The sequence below is a fragment of the Pseudomonas sp. FP2300 genome, from assembly GCF_030687595.1.
Lineage (GTDB): Bacteria > Pseudomonadota > Gammaproteobacteria > Pseudomonadales > Pseudomonadaceae > Aquipseudomonas > Aquipseudomonas bijieensis.
Genome location: NZ_CP117440.1, coordinates 423,120 through 437,772, shown reverse-complemented (window position 1 = coordinate 437,772; position 14,653 = coordinate 423,120). Strand labels below are relative to the sequence as shown.

At 59.9% G+C, this 14,653-nt stretch carries 17 protein-coding genes, 1 tRNA gene and 1 pseudogene; 11 read left to right on the top strand and 8 right to left on the bottom strand.

Annotated elements, in window-relative coordinates:
- Positions 1-7 precede the first annotated feature (7 nt).
- On the top strand, positions 8-454 hold the full coding sequence (locus PSH86_RS01870) for a hypothetical protein (RefSeq protein ID WP_109751969.1): 447 nt from the start codon (positions 8-10) through the stop codon (positions 452-454).
- 9 nt (positions 455-463) lie between these two features.
- On the opposite strand, the gene PSH86_RS01865 is transcribed toward PSH86_RS01870, so the two are convergent.
- A complete protein-coding gene (locus PSH86_RS01865; RefSeq protein WP_109751968.1) occupies positions 464-901 on the bottom strand; it encodes a carboxypeptidase regulatory-like domain-containing protein in 438 nt (145 codons plus the stop codon).
- Positions 902-1,280: 379 nt separating this feature from the next.
- On the opposite strand from PSH86_RS01865, the gene PSH86_RS01860 reads away from it, so the two are divergent.
- The 7 genes from PSH86_RS01860 (at position 1,281) to PSH86_RS01830 (ending at position 6,796) form a co-directional block, all read left to right on the top strand.
- Entirely contained in the window at positions 1,281-2,054 is a 774-nt protein-coding gene (locus PSH86_RS01860; RefSeq protein ID WP_003196795.1) for an ABC transporter ATP-binding protein, read from the top strand.
- Between the two features lie 13 nt (positions 2,055-2,067).
- Entirely contained in the window at positions 2,068-2,817 is a 750-nt protein-coding gene (locus PSH86_RS01855; protein ID WP_163855710.1) for an ABC transporter substrate-binding protein, read from the top strand.
- 77 nt (positions 2,818-2,894) lie between these two features.
- Complete coding sequence (locus PSH86_RS01850; protein ID WP_305487392.1) at positions 2,895-3,590, top strand: ABC transporter permease; 696 nt, start codon at positions 2,895-2,897, stop codon at positions 3,588-3,590.
- Positions 3,587-4,276, top strand: coding sequence for an ABC transporter permease (locus PSH86_RS01845; protein ID WP_109751965.1), 690 nt, complete (start codon positions 3,587-3,589; stop codon positions 4,274-4,276). Before PSH86_RS01850 ends, PSH86_RS01845 begins: the two co-directional genes overlap by 4 nt.
- Positions 4,257-5,510: a methyltransferase gene (locus PSH86_RS01840; RefSeq protein WP_305487389.1), complete on the top strand. Its 1,254-nt coding sequence runs from the start codon at positions 4,257-4,259 to the stop codon at positions 5,508-5,510. Before PSH86_RS01845 ends, PSH86_RS01840 begins: the two co-directional genes overlap by 20 nt.
- Before the next feature lie 310 nt (positions 5,511-5,820).
- The gene (locus PSH86_RS01835) at positions 5,821-6,666 is read left to right on the top strand and encodes an FkbM family methyltransferase (protein ID WP_176688788.1); all 846 of its coding nucleotides are present in this window, start codon (positions 5,821-5,823) and stop codon (positions 6,664-6,666) included.
- A 54-nt stretch (positions 6,667-6,720) separates the two neighbouring features.
- Positions 6,721-6,796 (top strand) — tRNA-Thr (locus PSH86_RS01830).
- Positions 6,797-6,975: 179 nt separating this feature from the next.
- On the opposite strand, the pseudogene PSH86_RS01825 reads toward PSH86_RS01830, so the two are convergent.
- Positions 6,976-7,302 (bottom strand): annotated as a pseudogene (locus PSH86_RS01825) (BRCT domain-containing protein); the annotation flags it as partial.
- A gap of 478 nt (positions 7,303-7,780) precedes the next feature.
- Here PSH86_RS01825 and PSH86_RS01820 point away from each other — a divergent pair.
- Together PSH86_RS01820 and PSH86_RS01815 are read left to right on the top strand one after the other, a co-directional pair.
- Positions 7,781-8,059, top strand: a complete 279-nt coding sequence (locus PSH86_RS01820; RefSeq protein ID WP_305487385.1) for a DUF3077 domain-containing protein — start codon at positions 7,781-7,783, stop codon at positions 8,057-8,059.
- A 283-nt stretch (positions 8,060-8,342) separates the two neighbouring features.
- Complete coding sequence (locus PSH86_RS01815) at positions 8,343-9,950, top strand: methyl-accepting chemotaxis protein (RefSeq protein ID WP_116833954.1); 1,608 nt, start codon at positions 8,343-8,345, stop codon at positions 9,948-9,950.
- 138 nt (positions 9,951-10,088) lie between these two features.
- Here the strand turns inward: PSH86_RS01815 and PSH86_RS01810 are convergent, their stop codons facing one another.
- Positions 10,089-10,766, bottom strand: coding sequence for an RES family NAD+ phosphorylase (locus PSH86_RS01810; RefSeq protein ID WP_109751958.1), 678 nt, complete (start codon positions 10,764-10,766; stop codon positions 10,089-10,091).
- Positions 10,766-11,176 (bottom strand): MbcA/ParS/Xre antitoxin family protein, encoded by a 411-nt coding sequence (locus PSH86_RS01805; RefSeq protein WP_109751957.1) that lies wholly within the window; start codon positions 11,174-11,176, stop codon positions 10,766-10,768. Before PSH86_RS01805 ends, PSH86_RS01810 begins: the two co-directional genes overlap by 1 nt.
- 292 nt (positions 11,177-11,468) lie before the next feature.
- Between PSH86_RS01805 and PSH86_RS01800 the strand changes: the two genes are divergently transcribed.
- Positions 11,469-12,395 carry a LysR family transcriptional regulator gene (locus PSH86_RS01800; protein WP_109751956.1) on the top strand — a complete coding sequence of 309 codons (927 nt, stop codon included), beginning with the start codon at positions 11,469-11,471 and terminating at the stop codon, positions 12,393-12,395.
- Here the strand turns inward: PSH86_RS01800 and PSH86_RS01795 are convergent.
- The 4 genes from PSH86_RS01795 to PSH86_RS01780 are packed head-to-tail and all read right to left on the bottom strand — an operon-like array spanning position 12,312 to position 14,515.
- A complete protein-coding gene (locus tag PSH86_RS01795; protein ID WP_109751955.1) occupies positions 12,312-12,629 on the bottom strand; it encodes an AzlD domain-containing protein in 318 nt (105 codons plus the stop codon). The genes PSH86_RS01800 and PSH86_RS01795 overlap by 84 nt on opposite strands.
- Positions 12,608-13,321, bottom strand: coding sequence for an AzlC family ABC transporter permease (locus tag PSH86_RS01790; RefSeq protein ID WP_109751954.1), 714 nt, complete (start codon positions 13,319-13,321; stop codon positions 12,608-12,610). Before PSH86_RS01790 ends, PSH86_RS01795 begins: the two co-directional genes overlap by 22 nt.
- Positions 13,318-13,755, bottom strand: a complete 438-nt coding sequence (locus PSH86_RS01785; RefSeq protein WP_176688789.1) for a GNAT family N-acetyltransferase — start codon at positions 13,753-13,755, stop codon at positions 13,318-13,320. Before PSH86_RS01785 ends, PSH86_RS01790 begins: the two co-directional genes overlap by 4 nt.
- A gap of 13 nt (positions 13,756-13,768) precedes the next feature.
- The gene (locus tag PSH86_RS01780) at positions 13,769-14,515 is read right to left on the bottom strand and encodes a 2OG-Fe dioxygenase family protein (RefSeq protein ID WP_163855720.1); all 747 of its coding nucleotides are present in this window, start codon (positions 14,513-14,515) and stop codon (positions 13,769-13,771) included.
- Positions 14,516-14,653 lie beyond the last annotated feature (138 nt).

Below are 14,653 nucleotides of genomic sequence, written 5' to 3'. Positions count from 1 at the left end.
AAGCCCAATGGCCTCACTGAACAAACAGCAGAAACGCGCCAAGCGCGCCAAAGACAAAGCCAAGCAGATCCGCATGACCGGGCGCAAATCGATCCCGATGTATGGCGACCCGGCACACGCCACCGCCCAACCACCGGTCTACGTGCTGGAACTGTTCGCCAAGCTGCGCGAAGCCGAGGCCGTCAGCCGCAGTGAAATGCTCGATACGCTGCTCACGTCCCTGAGCGTAATGATCATCGAACGCCCAGGCCTGCTCGACCTGAAAAACGCCGAAAACGAAAGCATGGCAGCCACCAACCTGGCCGCCGACATGCTGGTGGACTACCGCATGTGGGTCGATGACATGGATCGCGAGACGGCCCAGCGCTGGCTCAGCACTCCGGAGTTCATCGAGGATTTCAGCCAAGCGCTGGACCGTTATCGCCAGTCCATGGAAGAGCCCGCCAGCGAGTAAGCCGGCTGGCTATTCGTCACCGTTCCAATGGAACACCAGGCTGCGTGGGGCGCCACTGCCTACCTGGGCGGTGTCGTGCCGCGCCTCGCCGTTGCGCGTCGCCACCACCGTGTACTTGCCCGGCGGCAACTGCACGTAAACCAGCGGTCCCGCGTCATCCAGCGTCAGCAGCGTTTGCCCCGACGCGTTCTGGACGGTGACATCCACATCCGGGATGTATTTGTTTTCCACGCCAATCGCGAATGTCATGTGCAGGTTATAGCCCTGGGCCTGGCCGATGGCGTGGGCTTCATCCTCGCCGATACCGCCGGATAGATAGGTGATGCCGTTCTGCTGTAACGGTTGGACTTGCACGCCTGCGCTGTCTATTGGAGCCAGGTTGGTGGCGTTGGGCGTGATGGGAAATAGCAGTGCACCGATGGCGATAAGACAGTAAAGGAACTTCATGGCGGCAACTCCTGGTTCTGGGAAAGCCATCTCATTTGATGGATTCAGGACCATTCCGGTTTAGATCGATTGGAAGTTGGGCCGACTGCGGATTGGAATAGCACGCTCATCCGGTTAACCCTTCCAACCCCCGCCCAAAGCTGGCACCATCGCGCCTTTTTTTACGCGACTCCCCGGACTTTTCACCGGTAAACAAGGTTCAAACGGCCGTTCGGTTGTTGATGGCGCGACAGACTGCTGTGCCGATGCGACAACCTGCCGCACATCACCGGTTTACCGCCCGTAGCGCTGTTGGCTGCCATTCGGACGCATGCTAGCTTGGCCGCCTCGCCAAGGAAGGCCGCCAACAGCAAGGGAGCACACATCATGAGGACCGCACATGGCCCAGGCCACGCCCGCGCTTGAAATCCGCAACCTGCACAAACGCTACGGACAGCTGGAGGTGCTCAAGGGCGTCTCGCTGACCGCCCGCGACGGCGATGTGATCTCGATCCTGGGTTCCTCCGGGTCCGGAAAATCTACGTTCCTGCGCTGCATCAACCTGCTGGAAAACCCCAACCAGGGCCAAATTCTGGTGGCCGGTGAAGAACTCAAGCTCAAGGCAGCGAAAAACGGTGAACTGGTGGCCGCCGACGGCAAGCAGATCAACCGCATGCGCAGCGAGATCGGGTTTGTGTTTCAAAACTTTAACCTTTGGCCGCACATGAGCGTGCTCGATAACATCATCGAAGCCCCGCGCCGAGTGCTTGGCCAAAGCAAGGCCGAAGCCGTCGAAGTTGCCGAAGCCCTGCTGGCCAAGGTCGGCATCGCCGACAAGCGCCATGCCTACCCGGCCGAACTGTCCGGCGGCCAGCAGCAACGCGCCGCCATCGCCCGCACCTTGGCCATGCAGCCCAAGGTGATTCTGTTCGACGAACCCACTTCCGCCCTTGACCCGGAAATGGTCCAGGAAGTACTTAGTGTGATCCGCGCCTTGGCCGAAGAGGGCCGCACCATGCTGTTGGTGACCCACGAAATGGGCTTCGCCCGTCAGGTTTCCAGCGAAGTCGTGTTCCTCCATCAAGGCTTGGTCGAAGAGCAAGGATCGCCACAGCAGGTCTTCGAGAACCCGCTTTCGGCGCGCTGCAAACAATTCATGTCCAGCAACCGCTAACGGAGCAGTACACATGCAGACCTACAAGAAATTCCTCCTGGCCGCAGCGGCCAGCCTGATTTTCTCGGCCAGCGCCACGGCGGCCGAAAAACTGAAGATGGGCATCGAGGCGGCCTATCCGCCGTTCAACAACAAGGACGCCAGCGGCCAGGTCGTGGGATTCGATAAAGACATCGGCGACGCCCTGTGCGCCAAGATGAAAGTTGAGTGCGAAGTAGTCACTTCCGACTGGGACGGCATCATCCCGGCCCTGAACGCCAAGAAGTTCGACTTCCTGATTTCTTCGCTGTCGGTCAACGACGAACGCAAGCAGGCCGTGGATTTCACCGACCCGTACTACTCCAACAAACTGCAATTCATCGCACCGAAAAACGTCGATTTCAAAATCGATAAAGCATCTCTCCAAGGTAAGGTCATCGGGGCACAGCGCTCCACGCTCGCCGGCACCTGGATGGAAGACAACATGGAAGGCGTCGAGCTGAAACTCTACGACACCCAGGAAAACGCCTACCTGGACCTGACCTCCGGCCGTCTCGACGGGATCCTGGCAGACAAATACGTGAACTACGACTGGCTGAAAACCGACGCTGGCCGTGCTTACGAATTCAAAGGTGACCCGGTGGTAGAGGGCGACAAGATCGCCATTGCCGTGCGCAAGGGCGATCCACTGCGTGACCGACTGAACGCAGCACTGAAAGAAATTGTTGCTGACGGCACCTATAAAAAGATCAACGACAAGTACTTCCCGTTCAGCATCTATTGATGCCGACGCGCCTGGCCGACGCTGCTCCTGGCAGCGCCGGCCCTTAGCAAAGCCTGCCGCGATATGAATTCTTACCCATGATGATCGATCTCTACGGATTCGGCCCGGCGCTCGCTGCCGGCGCGCTGATGACCGTCAAGTTGGCGCTCACGGCCCTCTGCCTGGGGCTGGTGCTCGGCCTGCTCGGTGCCCTGGCCAAGACCTCGCCATACAAGCCGCTGCAATGGCTTGGTGGCACTTATTCAACACTGGTTCGCGGCATCCCGGAATTACTCTGGGTGCTATTGATCTATTTCGGCACCGTTAACCTGATGCGTGCCTTGGGTGAGTACTTCGGCAATCCCGACCTTGCCCTCAACGCCTTCGCCGCCGGGGTCATTGCCCTGGGCCTGTGCTTTGGCGCCTACGCCACGGAAGTGTTTCGCGGCGCGATCCTGGCGACTCCCAAGGGCCACCGCGAGGCCGGCGTCGCCCTGGGCCTGTCGAAGTGGCGGATCTTCACCCGGTTGATCATGCCGCAGATGTGGCGCATCGCCCTGCCCGGCCTGGGCAACCTGTTCATGATCCTGATGAAGGACACCGCGCTGGTCTCGGTGATCGGCCTGGAAGAAATCATGCGTCATGCGCAAATCGGCGTGACCGTGTCCAAGCAACCGTTCACCTTCTATATGGTCGCAGCCTTCATGTACCTGGGCCTGACGGTGTTCGCCATGATCGGCATGCACTTGCTGGAACGACGCGCCGCCCGTGGCTTTACCAGGAGCACCCAATGAACTGGGACGTCATCATCAAGTGGCTGCCGAAGCTGGCCCAGGGCGCCACGTTGACCCTGGAGCTGGTAGCCATCGCCGTGATCGCCGGGCTGCTGCTGGCGATTCCACTGGGCATCGCCCGCTCTTCGCGCCTGTGGTACGTACGGGCGTTGCCCTACGCCTACATCTTCTTTTTCCGTGGCACGCCGCTGTTGGTCCAGCTGTTTTTGGTCTACTACGGCCTGGCACAGTTCGATGCCGTGCGCAGCAGCGCGCTGTGGCCGTACCTGCGGGATCCGTTCTGGTGCGCCACGGTCACCATGACCCTGCACACCGCCGCCTACATCGCCGAGATCCTGCGCGGCGCGATCCAGGCCATCCCAAAGGGCGAGATCGAAGCCGCGCGGGCCCTGGGCATGTCCCGACCCAAGGCGTTGTTCTACATCATGCTGCCCCGTGCTGCGCGCATCGGCCTGCCGGCCTACAGCAACGAAGTGATCCTGATGCTCAAGGCCAGCGCCCTGGCGAGTACCGTGACTCTGCTGGAACTCACCGGCATGGCACGCACCATCATTGCCCGGACCTACCTGCCGGTGGAGATTTTCTTCGCCGCTGGCATGTTCTACCTGCTGATGTCCTTTTTCCTGGTGCAAGGCTTCAAGCAGCTGGAGCGCTGGTTGCGCGTCGATGCCTGCCAGGGGCGCTGACAGCGGCGTGCTGACGGGCGAGGCATTGCTCGCCCGCTTCACGGCGCTGGACGCTTTTCTCACGGCGCACCAAGTGCTGTGGAAGCCGCGTCCGTTCACCTATCTGCAACTGCCTTGGGAAACGTCCCACCCGGAATTGGCCCGATGGCTACGCCAACGTTCGCTGGAAGCTGCGGAAAACGACCATCATCAGCCGTGGTTGATGGAAGGCGCACCAGCGCCCTTCCCGGAATTGGCCGCAATCTCCCGCACATTGAGCGCTGTCGCAGAATTGCCCGCCAGCACGCTCGAAGCGCCAAGCCATCGCCTGAACGTCGACGTGCCCGGGCGCAAATGGCAGCAGGTCGAAGCCTTCGCCAGCCGTCTGCACTTCACCACCCAGCCGACCCACTGGCTGGATTGGTGCGCCGGCAAAGGCCATCTCGGTCGACGCCTGCTGCACGACAAACAGCAACTGACCTGCCTGGAATACGACCCTGCACTGGTCTCCAGCGGCCAACAACTGAGCCTGCGCCATCGCCTGCCCGCCACGCACCTGCAACAAGACGTGCTAGCGGCGGACGCCACCCAGGCGCTCCACCCCGAACACACCCCCGTGGCCCTGCACGCCTGCGGAGACCTGCATGTTCGCTTGATGCACCTGGCCAGCGCCGTTGGCTGTGCACAACTGGCTATCGCGCCGTGCTGTTACAACCGCATCAACACCGAACGCTATCAAGCGCTATCCGACGCCGCCAAGGCCTCTGCCCTACAGCTGTCGCTCGACGATCTCAGCCTGCCCCTGAGCGAAACCGTCACCGCAGGCGCGCGCGTCAGAAGACAACGGGACCACTCCATGGCCTGGCGCCTGGGCTTCGATTTGCTGCAACGGCAAATCAGAGGGTGCGACGACTATCTGCCCACGCCGTCACTGCCCACCGTTTGGTTGGAAAAGTCCTTCGCCCAATACTGCATCGATCTGGCATCTCTGAAAGACTTATCCACAGTCGGCACGCCTGATTGGGCCGCCTTGGAAGCAGCGGGCCATCAGCGCTTGGCCGAAGTGCGCAATCTGGAGTTGCTGCGAGGCCTGTTCCGGCGACCACTGGAGCTTTGGCTGGTGCTGGACCGAGCGCTTTTCCTTACCCAAGAAGGCTACGACGTGCACCTTGGCACCTTCTGCGATACGCCGCTGACGCCACGCAATCTGATGTTGTTGGCAGAACGTTACGACGCCGAAACAGCCTGTGGATAACTCTGTTGATGAAATAAACCTGGATCCAAGAAATCCGCGATTTCCTGACCGAATCAAGGCTGGTCATTTTTTGTTCACATGGATAAAAAACCATGAAAACAGGCATTTGCGACGAAACGCGAAAGCGGTCACAAAATCGCAAGATGCCCTTCGCCTCCTCCTGCCCGTTGTGCATAAGCGCCCAAGCAAAACGACATAACCGCCGAATTCAGTGCTGCCCCGCGCCAGTAATTGCGTCCACCGCGCCCGTGCTATACAACAGCCCAACGTATCGTGATTGACACAATGCCGACACACTCAAGGACTGGCCGTGACGTTCATTTCCTACGCACAAAACTTCGAAGACATACGCCTGTGGCGCGCCCTTCAATCGGTGGAAAACGGCTTTTACCTCGACGTCGGCGCCAATCACCCGACCGATGATTCGGTCACCCGAGCGTTTTACGACCGCGGCTGGCGCGGCATCAACATCGAACCGGTACCGGCCTACTACGACGCCCTCTGCCAACAACGCCCCCACGACATCAACCTGCAATGCGTGGCCGGTGAAAACGCCGAAAGCCTGACCTTCTACACCATCGCCGACACCGGCTTATCCACAGTGGAAGCCAGCGTCGCCCAGCAACACCGCGACGCCGGCATGGACGTGCGCAACCAGACCGTCCAGTCCCGCACACTGGCCTCCATCTGCGAGCAATACGCCCAGGACCGCCCCATCCACTTCCTGAAAATCGACGTCGAAGGCCACGAAGAAACCGTGCTGCGCGGCATGGACTTCAGCCGCTGGCGCCCCTGGATCATCCTCATCGAAACCCCATGGGCCCGCGACCAGACCTGGGAAAACCTGGTGACCGACGCCGGCTACCAATCCATCTTGTTCGACGGCATCAACACCTACTACCTCGCCGAAGAACACCTGGCCCTCAAGCCCGCCTTCGACATCCCCCCGTGCAACCTCGACGGCTTCCAACTCTGCAAAGGCCACAAATTCAGCCACCCCCTCAGCGATACCGACCAACAACTCAGCGCCGCCCTACAACGCGCCGAACAGGCCGAAGCCCAACTCCACGCCATCCAAAACAGCCGCACTTGGCGAGCCCTGAACAAACTGCGCACGCTGCTGCACCGCGCCCAAGCCGGACCTGCGCAAAAATAGTCAGAATTCAGGGGTTTACAGAACGCACCCAATCGCTATAATCGTCGCCCACACGCCGGTATAGCTCAGTTGGTAGAGCAACTGACTTGTAATCAGTAGGTCCCGGGTTCGACTCCTGGTGCCGGCACCATACAAAACGAAGCCCTCGCAGAAATGCGAGGGCTTTGTTGTTTCTGGAACGTCCACTTTTCATCCACACGCTGAAACCTGTGGGAGCGAGCCTGCTCGCGATGAGGCCGTCAAACCCACCGACAATCCACCGGCCGGACGAAGGGTTGCCTTTCTTAGAACACAACGAACGAAGCGACCTCAACCAAACAGCATCTTTTGCCAGTGGTCCTCACCCACAATGGCAATCGAAGCGCCCGCCTCCCGCAGCTCCACTGCCTTCATGATCTTCGTTCCGTACGTGCTGTGGCGCCACTGCTCATTACCCACGCTGCCGACCACCAAGTAATGCACCTTCTTACTCACACCGCCCCCAATTAAACCACCCCGCTCCTCGACCAATGCCTGACAATCTTTGCGCGGCCCAAAGGCCATGACACCCGTAAACACAAACATCCGACCACCCCACACCAAATCAGGGGCCGGCGAGTTGAATGGAAGATCCGTAGGCGCAACGGCACCAGCACCACCGACCTTTGGCCTCTCGATGTCCATTCCAGAAAAGCCCTCTGTCCGACCTTACTTCGTACCGGTGGTCACAGGTGCGTTAATCCCGCACACACAATTTCTAACCCCGCCAGCATCGCGCCACGATTGCGCCCCCCAATCGCCCGCTACTCTCCAACTGTCGCTGCCAATTCAGCGACCGGGCCTGAGAACCCGAGTAAGATGCAGGCGCCACAGCGCCCGAACCACGTTTGCGGCGTTTTTTTATGTCCGCATTCCGTGCAATGGCGGCTGTGCGTGGGAGACCTTCGGGTCTGCCGGGTTCCTGTATCTCCGGTTTCTCAGCCTGCGCACAACTGCCACCCATTCGCCTGAGAACGAACGTGGCAGCTCTCATTTGATATGGGAGTTTATCGATGCACGCCATGGATCTGCTGCAATCTCGCTTTATCGCTTTGCTAGTCGCCGTCCGCCGCCAATTGGCAAAAGGAGGTGCGCAATGACCCATCCCAAAGACCTCAAAACCCCATGCCTAACCCCCTTCGCCTACCACTCCGACCGCCCGCTATTCCGCGTCAACAGCGGCATCCCCATCGGCGAAGCCCTGTCCCATGCCTCCGACCTGCTCCACGTCGCCAAGGTTCTGGCCGAGGACGCGGCGATGATTCGCGGCACGGATCGGTATGCCTGGGCGTCGTGTTATTTGCAGGATATGAGCAAAGCCGTCATCGATGATGTGGTGAAGGTGCTGGAGGCGCCGGGGAGTAATCCGGCTTAACCGTCGTTGGCGCCATGCTGCTCACGGAGGTGGGCAGCATTGGGTTTTGATCTGTCGCAGCGCCGCGAGAACGGGGCGCAGGTTACAAGGAGGGCGGCTTCGCAGCCATCGGGGATAATTCTCTCGTCACAGGTTCACTGTCCCTGGCCCAAACAATTTGAAGCATATTCATCAAATCATTCCCCCCGCCGATAGCCTCAGATAAGAGCATCGCCTGACCCAAGGCTCGGCCGGCACTCGACTACACTTTCCCAGAATTCCTCCGCTCCAGGAGCAGTAAGCGATGAAGATCCGCACCAAGGTCATAGGCTCGGGGTTGGTCAGTCTTTCTTTTGCGCTGTTGCTTGGCGGTATCGGGCTGTGGGGTTATCACTCCATGACCGAGGCCCTGGTGCAGAACGAGACCAGTATTTCGGCCATGCGCAAGCACATGGAGGCGGACATGATGCATGACGCCATTCGGGCCGATGTGTTGGCCGCTTTGCTGGTGACACAGGGGGATGCCCAGGCGGCCAAGGAGGTGACGGAGGCATTCGATGAGCATACGCAGCGCATGCGCAAGGTCATCGCCGAAAACGCCGAGGCCAAGTTGCCGGCGGATGTCGCCAAGGCGATTGCCGAGCTCAAGCCACAAGTCGAAACCTACATCGACAAAGCCAAGCAAATCATTGGCAAGGCACTCAGTGGTGCCCAGGACGGCCATGCGCTGCGGGCGGAGTTCGACGGGGCGTTTTCGGCTCTGGAAGAGCGCAACGAGGCGGTGAGCGAGCTGATCGAAAACCAGGCGCAGACATCCCGCGAGCATCAGGACGGCAGCATTCAAAGCTCGGAGCGCTGGCTGATCGCGACCTTGCTGGCCACTTGCGTGGCGCTGGCGCTGTTGTCGTGGAGCCTGCTCAAGGCCGTGCTCACACCGCTGAACAAGATCATCCTCAACACCCAGGCAATTTCCCAGGGGGATTTGCAGCGCTCGATGGGCGCGCAAAGCAAGGATGAGCTGGGCCAGTTGCAAGGTGTGATCGAGCAGATGCAGACCAATCTGCGGCAGATGATCGCCACGATTCGCGGCCAGAGCGATGAGTTACACGGCACCTCCCGCAATCTGGGCGATACGGCGCGGCAGATCGTGTCCAGTGCCGATCAACAGGCCCAGAGCGCGACCAGCATGGCGGCCAGCATGGAGCAGATGATGGCGAACATCAGCCAGATCCATCAGCACGCCGACAGCGCCCGGACGATTTCGGCGCAGTCCGAACAACTGGCGAGCAGCGGTGGCCAGGTGATTCTCGGGGTGGTGGAAGGCATGAACCGGATCGCCGAGGTGGTCAACCAGTCATCCAGCAAGATCACGGCGCTGGATGCATCGTCCGAGGACATTCACTCCATCATCCAAGTGATCAAGAGCATCGCCGAACAGACCAATCTGCTGGCCCTTAACGCCGCCATCGAAGCCGCCCGCGCCGGTGAGGCGGGCCGTGGTTTCGCGGTGGTGGCCGATGAAGTACGTAACCTGGCGGCGCGCACGACCCAGTCGACCCAGGAAATCACCGCGATGATCGAGCGCATCCAGTCCAGCGCCCGGGATGCGGTGGCGAACATGCAGGCGTGCGTCAGCCGCGTGGACGAAGGCGTCAACCTGGCCCAGCAGGCCGGGGTGTCCATCAGCGAAATCCGCACTGGCGCCCGGCATGCCGCCGAAGTGGTGGAGGAAATTTCCCAGACCATTGCCGAGCAATCCAAGGCCAGTGACGAGATGGCCCAGCGGGTAGAGTCGATTGCCGAGCAGTCCCGCGAGAACACCCGCTCGATTCACACCCTGACGCAAACGGCGGATCAATTGAACCATGCGGCGGGATCGATGCAGGCTTCGGTGCAGCAGTTCAAGATCTGATCAATCGACACTGTTGTGGCGAGAGTGCTTGCTCCCGCGGGCGGCACAACATCCTCTGCTTTCAATAATCGCGAATTATTGAAAATTATGGCTGGGCAATAATGATTGCCCAGCCATAAACACTGCAAAAGCCCTGGCTCACACCTGACTCACCTCAAACACAAACGAAATCTCCCGCTTCTGGGCACTCCAGACGTACCGAATATGCTTGCCCTGCACCGGAATCGATACCGCCGGTGGGCGAAACGCCGCCACGCATTCGTGGCCGGGCAGGCGCACGCTGTTGTACAGCAGCCCCCACGACAAGGTTTCCCGCAGTTGCCGGGCGAACACTTGGGACGGGCCGTAGGCAGTAGGGTCCGGGTCGTGAAGGTGGGGGTAGTCGTGGCGGATGTCGTGCAAGGGTTTGACGACCTTGTTGACGTAGGTGCGCATGGTCAACTCCAGGTCTGGCTCGTTGGTCGCGCCGAGGAATCGTGCCTGGTGGTAGCAGGTTTCAGCGATGGCGGCTTCCTGGCTGCTGGCGGCGTAGTAGACACCGAAGGTGCCGTCGCTGAAGCGGCTGCTTTTGCCGATGTGGGTAAACGCCGCCATCACCGGCGAGGAACCGGGCCCCGAAACGCGGTCCTCGGGGCGAACCCGGGACAGCACGCCAGCCTGTTCCATCAGCCGGTCATTGGTCAGCGCCTCCAGAGCGTAGGCCGTGGGCAGGTCTTCAGGGTCGAGTACGTCTTCAAACAGCGAAATCGGTGGGAAGCTGCTGTTGACGATCCGATAGGCCCGTTTCCATTGCGGGTCCGCCAAGGGTGGCATCATCAACCGCGCACTCCGTCGAGATATCGCCGCACATCGGCGATGTCCACCACCCGCCCGGTCAGCATGTAGGACAGCGCCGACTGGCCGTTGAACGGTGCCGCGGTATTCGGGCTGCTGACCCACTGATAGGCACGGTCCCGGCTATTGCTGAAGATGATGCTCAGCGCCTTGTGAATACCCATGAGGTAAGAGATACGCTCCAGCGTATCGCGAGGCAGCTTCACGTTTTCCGGCAACTGTTTGTATTTGTAGAAGGTCGTGTTTCCCACCTTGCCCAGCAATATGCGCTGCTGCTCGACACTGCAGCCCCAGAGCTCCATGAGGTTGAAGAAAAACTTCAACGCGACTCGACCCGCGCCCGGGGAGTCCAGTTGTTGCTGTGCATTGAGGTTGATGGAGGGAGTCGCCATGGGTCTAGGCTCCTTTGTCGCGGGGTGGTGCTTAGAGGATAGTACAGATATGGATTATTTTTAAGTTTTTATTCGCAAGTGAATTAAAGCGTTCCCCGCCGACCGATCCTGCCAGCATCGACTGGGCAAAATCCCTAAATCCCGCATAAGCTCCAACCATCGCTTGCCGGCGCTTTTCGGCACAAAATCGCGACAAGCGTGGCAAGGTGCTTGATGATAGCCAGCATGCACTGCCTGGCCCGGACCAGGTGCACAACAATAGCGAGCCCACTTAAGCAGAGGGCATTACCTCATGGATAGCAGAACCCTACGCAACCTCATGCGCATCGTGCAGACCGGCTCCTTGTCGGCAGCGGCCGAACATTCGTGCCTCACGGTGCAGGCGTTGGCGGCGCAGTTGAACAAGGTCGAGGAACAGTTCGGTTTCCGGTTGTTCCGGCGCTCGAACAAAGGCCTGACCTTGACGAGCCAGGGCTCGGAACTGACCCCCTTCATGGATCAGGTGCTGGTTGCCACCCGACAGTTGGAGGAGAAAGTCGCGGCGCTCAAGACACCGCGACAGCGCACGCTCAGAGTGGCACTCAATACCACCCTGCCAGCGGAATTCAACCGGCGGATGATCGACCGGTTGATCGCTGTGTTTCCCCAGTATCAGCTGGAATTCAGCTATGCCGAGTCGATGGAGAACCTGAGCAAGCTCAGGAATGAAGATTTTGACCTGGCGATCCTGATCGGGCAGCAACAGGGCGGTTTTTCCAGCATCACCATGCCGGATGTGCAGGTGCAGGTGGTCGGCGCCCATTGCGGCGACGAAGACGACTCCCTTGGCTTGCTCGGTGACAAGTTTCAGGTGCGTCCGGCAGAAGAATGCCCGTATTCCCAAAGCTTCCTGCGTTTTCTCGACGCAGGCCTGGGTGAGTACGGGTCGAGCCAGCGAATGGTGTACTCCTGCAGTGAAACACTGACGTTGTCGTTGATCACCCAGCTCGACGGCCTGGGGCTGGTGTCCCGGGAAGCGGCGCTGCGCAATGGCTTGGCGATTTTCCCGGACTTCGAGGATTTCCTTGAAGTCCGCCTGGCGGTGAACAATCCGGAGTTGTCGGGCCAGGCGCTGCACGATGTGGTGGACCTGACGCTACAGGAACGAACCGAGCGCGATGTACGCCGCCGTGCCCACCGCCACGCTGAGAAACAGGTTGCGGCTGAAATACGCACATAACAACGTCGGAATCGCTGCATAAAACTCAGGGCGGTCGAGTTGTATCTGCTGATCCTTGATCAACAAGGGGGTCAGGCTGATGGCAGCGACGATCGCCACTGGCAGGTATTCCAAGGCTCGGGCAACGAAGGGCGGCCAGTGCTCGGTATTGACCTGCAGTGGCAAGGCGCGTGGCAGGAAAGTCACGGCCATCATCAGGGCCACGACCAGGATCAGGAACGTTTGGTCAGGCATACGCCCACCCCGCAGCCAACGAACGTGGCAATGAAGACGTTGAATGGCGAGCTGCCCAGCAGGCTCAGCCCTCCCATGCAGACGACAGCCGCCAGGGCCGCGATCAGTTTGTTGCGGGTGTTGCACAACGAAACCAGCACGTAGAGCATCATCGCGGTCAGGGCATAGTCGAGCTTGTACTTGATGAGGTGCGCCGCGTACTGCGCGCAAACGGCCCCCAGCAAGCCGCCGAGCACCCAGGAGGTGTGGCAGAACAGGTTGAAGCCGACCAGGTAGCGCACGCTGACCGGTGCCCCACTGCCAAGCTTGACGCTATGGAACGCGAACGACTCGTCCGTCAGCCCAGCCGCGTAACACCAGCGCTCGAAACGGCTGAGCCCCAATGCACGCAGGGCCTTGGCCATGTAGACCGACATCAACATGTGCCGGGCATTGATCAGGAACGTGGTAAGCACGATGGTGGTCAGCGACGCACCGCTGGAAATCAACGCCAGCGCGGCGAATTGCGAAGCGCCCGCGTAAACGAACAGGCACATCGCTACTGGCAACCACAGGGGCAGCCCGGCGTTGACCGCCATCAGACCGAACACAAACGAAACCGTGAAATAACCCGCTACCACCGGACTGGCTTCAGCGAAGGTACGCGAGGCTTGTGGTTCGACCGCCAGCGGCTGGCTGGAAGTCTTGTTCATAAATCCCTCTCGAAGGTGATTTCACCCCGAGGCTCACAGAACCCCTGGGCAGCCCAGAAGCGCTTGCCGGCCAGATTAGCATCGTCGACGAAAAGGAACATGCGCAGCACGCCGACCCGTTTCATGTCGGCCGAGGCCGCCTCCACCAGGCGCTGGCCCAGGCCTCGGGTACGATGTGCCGGACTGACGGCCAGGTGATTGATCGTGCCGCGGGTGCCGAGCATGCCCCCAATCACAGCACCGACCACTTCACCACTGGCATCGACCGCCAGGTAGGCGGTGGTGGTGTCCTGCAACAACACCCCCCGCAAAAATCGAGCATCCTGCCATTCGCAGAACGACACTTCGTTGAATCCGCGAAAAAACTGCTCCAGTCGTTCCGCGTCCCTGACCTGGGCCCGGCGCAACAGGACCTGCTGCACCGAATCGTCCATGGGTTCGAGCCGTTCAGCGAACAATGTCGAAAGCGGTCCCGGGCCGCGAGAAGGAAATGGCCAGGATTTGCCGGAACGCCATTTCATGGGCGTGAACATTGCGGGCCGGCGTCACGTAATGGCGCATATCGCGATCGAGGAAGAACGTGGTGTCGAGGATGTCCTCGTAGGTAATCGCCGCCAGTTGTTCTTCCTGGGCGGTGTACAAACGGCTTTCGGCGCCCGTCACATTATGGCGGCCCCAGAAGTGCACGCCGCTGAACGGATACCCGTCGCAGTGGATTCCTTCGGGTGTGATTTCCAGCTGTTTACCTGGCTTGATCTCGATGCGGATCTGGTGGATCTGGCACTGCCAGATTTCATCGTGCAGTTCCTGCGGCAGGACGTTCTTGTAGACCTCGAAGTCCGTGTCGATCAGGCTGCGCATCACCGGCGAGTTGATCACTTCGTTGGAAAAGTCCTGGAAGTGCCGCTCCAGGCCGCCGACATAGCTGTTGTTAGCCTTGGACTGGATGTAGGCCCGGTGTTCGAGCTGCGTGAGCTCACGAGTCGTCGGGTTGTATTCGAAGTCGCTGTAGCGGCGAAAACGCATGCCTGACTCGGCCTGGCCGTAGTAGCTGTCGGGTTCCATGTTTTCCCAGCTTTTGGTCAGCCGGACAAAATCGCCGAAATGACCGTAGAGGTTGAAGTCCCCACCGCGAACGTTGACGTATTTGTCACGTCTTAGCGCTTCGCCCACTTCCCTGTTCAGAACGATCATTTTTCATAGGTCTCCACTGCATTGAGCGGCCTAATCTAGTAGGTGCAGGATTTACGTCCATGAGAAAGTATTTGAGGCACTTCAAGCCGTGCTTGAAACGGCGGTTGAAGTTTCATTAGTACGACTTTTCCTCGGGGA